Raw genomic sequence first — 2,555 nt, forward strand, 5'->3', positions numbered from 1 at the left:
CGTGTCGGCTCCCATGGAGGCCTGGCTCACCACCCGCGGGCTCAAGACCCTCGGAGTGCGCATGGACCGGCACTCCTCCAACGCGACCGCGATCGCTCGCTGGCTCCTCGAGCAGGACGAGGTGGAGCACGTGTACTACCCTGGGCTGCCCGAGCACCCGGGCCACGACCTCGCGGCTGCCCAGATGAAGGACTTCGGCGGGATGATCTCCGTGACCTTCAAGGGTGGGGCGGAGGCCGCGAAGAAGGTGGCGGAGTCGACGCACGTATTCCTGCTGGCGGAGTCCCTCGGCGGCATCGAGTCGCTGATGAACTACCCGTCCGACATGACGCACGCGTCCGTCAAGGGCACCGAGCTCGCCGTCCCCGAGAACCTGGTCCGGCTGTCCGTCGGCATCGAGGACCTCGAGGACCTGATCACCGATCTCGACCAGGCGATCGCCACACTGCGCCAGTCCTGATGCGAAGGGCCCCTCCTGGTGGAGGGGCCCTTCGTGTGTCCGGAGTCGGCTGGGCCGCCGCGGCCTCGTGCACGTGTTTTCGGCGGGGACGGCGTCCTTCGCGGCGTGTCCTGGCCCGACACGCCCTTCCGAGGGCGAAAGCCGTGCACGACGCCGCGCCGGCACGCCCCGCTAGCGGGAACCCGGCAGCCGGAAGCGCTTCTTCGCCTTCGGCTGGGTCAGCTGGAAGTAGTCGCTGCTCTGCGGCAGCCACATCAGCAGCACCGCGACGAGCATCGCCCCCGCGATGAGTGACAGGCCCGGCGTCCCGCGGACGATGATCGGCACGCCGACGATGATGCCGATGGTGCTCAGCAGCTCGCGGGCGCTCCTCCTGCCCCGGCGCAGCGGGAGCAGGAGGATCAGCTGCAGGACGGCGAGCGCCCCGAAGAGCGCCCCGAGCCCGATGAAGCCTGCCCGGTCGAGGTCCTGCATCGCGGCCGACGTGATGAAGGTGCCCGCGGCGATCAGCAGCAGCACCGCGATCACGAGCCACAGGACGATCGCCGCGCGCAGGGTGAACGGCCGTGGCGGCAGTGCGTTCGGACGGGAACCCAAGACCGCCTATCCTCGCGGGGCGACGGTGCCGGTGGAGGTTTCGGTGTCGTAGGAGTAGACCTCGGTGCCGCCGATCCACACCTGCAGGGCACGCTGCATGACGTCGAGCGGGTCGCCGCTCCACAGCACCAGGTCCGCATCCTTGCCGACGGCGAGCGAGCCGAGGCGGTCCGCCAGGCCGAGGACCTTCGCGGGGTTGATCGTGATGGAGCGCAGCGCCGTCTCCCGGTCCAGGCCCTCCTTGACCGCCAGCGTGGCCTGATGCACCAGGAAGTTGATCGGGATCACGGGGTGGTCGGTGATGATCGAGATCTCGACGCCGGCCCTCGCGAGCTTGCCCGGGTTGGCGATGGAGCGGCCGCGCAGCTCCACCTTGGACTTCGTGGTGAACAGCGGCCCGATCAGCACGGGGGTCCCGCGTTCCGCCAGCACGTCGCCGAGCAGGTGCGCCTCGGTGCCGTGGTCCAGGACGAGGTCGTAGCCGAACTCGTCGGCGATGCGGAGGGCCGTGGCGATGTCGTCGGCACGGTGGGCGTGCTGGCGCCAGGGGATTTCGCGGCGCAGCACCATGGCGAGGGCCTCGAGGTGCGGGTCGCGCGCGTTCTCGTCGGCCTTGCCCATGTAGTTCTGGGCCTTCATGAACGCCTCGCGGATGACGAGCGCGGTGCCCAGGCGGGTCGACGGCGTCTTGTCCTTGCCCCCGTAGACGCGCTTGGGGTTCTCGCCGAGAGCGGACTTCAGGCCGCTGGGGGAGCGCAGCACCATCTCCTCGAGGTAGCGCCCGTGCGTGTGGAGGGCGACGGCGAGGCCGCCGATCGGGTTTCCGGACCCGGGGTTGACGTTCACCGTGGTGACGCCGCCGGCGAGGGCGTCGTCGAAGCCGGGGTCGAAGGGGTTGACGGCATCGATCGCGCGGACGCCGGCGGTGTTCGGGTTGGTCATCTCGTTGGTGTCGTCACCTGCGGCGCCTTCACCCTCCTCGTGCGTCCCGAGGTGGACGTGGGCGTCGACGAAGCCCGGGAGCAGCCATTTACCGCCCGCATCGACGACCGTGGCGCCGTCGGGCACCGGAACGGAGGCGCCGAGGGCCGTGATCCGGCCGTCCTCCACGACGACGGTGCCGTCGAAGCGCTCCCCGTCGATCGGGACGACGTGGGCATTGGTGATGGCCGTGGTGGAAGCGGGCGTGGTGGTGCCGCTGGGGGAGGACATGGGTGCATCGACCTTTCGCGAGGGTGCGGGGTGATTTCCACCATATCGGCCCGCGGGCACCTGCCCGGGGCCGTGCCTACACTGGATGAGCCGTTCCGCAGGGTTTCCCGGGCCGGTGACAGCACCCTGTTGATCGGAAGGAAAGCATGAGCCAGCGCAGTATCCCGGCAGCGGTCCGGGCGCTGGGCGTGGTCGCCGCAGTGGCCGTCGCAGCCGCTCTGGGGGTCTGGGCGTTCGCCTGGGCGGACTTCATCGGCCTGGACTTCCGCGTCTACCGGATGGGCGG

Annotated in this window: 3 protein-coding genes; 1 reads left to right on the top strand and 2 read right to left on the bottom strand. The window is 70.2% G+C overall.

From position 1 onward, the window contains the following. On the top strand, positions 1–460 hold a 460-nt coding region (locus CVO76_RS16750), incomplete at its 5' end, for a PLP-dependent transferase (RefSeq protein WP_208740198.1). A 171-nt stretch (positions 461–631) separates the two neighbouring features. On the opposite strand, the gene CVO76_RS16755 is transcribed toward CVO76_RS16750, so the two are convergent. Then, positions 632–1,057: a hypothetical protein gene (locus CVO76_RS16755; protein ID WP_208740199.1), complete on the bottom strand. Its 426-nt coding sequence runs from the start codon at positions 1,055–1,057 to the stop codon at positions 632–634. Between the two features lie 6 nt (positions 1,058–1,063). Next, a complete protein-coding gene (locus CVO76_RS16760) occupies positions 1,064–2,269 on the bottom strand; it encodes an amidohydrolase (RefSeq protein WP_208740200.1) in 1,206 nt (401 codons plus the stop codon). Between the last annotated feature and the right edge of the window lie 286 nt (positions 2,270–2,555).

This window comes from Arthrobacter agilis (assembly GCF_002953615.1).
GTDB lineage: Bacteria > Actinomycetota > Actinomycetes > Actinomycetales > Micrococcaceae > Arthrobacter_D > Arthrobacter_D agilis_B.

Coding starts and splice junctions, on each gene's coding strand:
- CVO76_RS16760 (WP_208740200.1), bottom strand. CDS start 2,269: ATGTCCTCCCCCAGCGGCACCACCACGCCCGCTTCCACCACGGCCATC.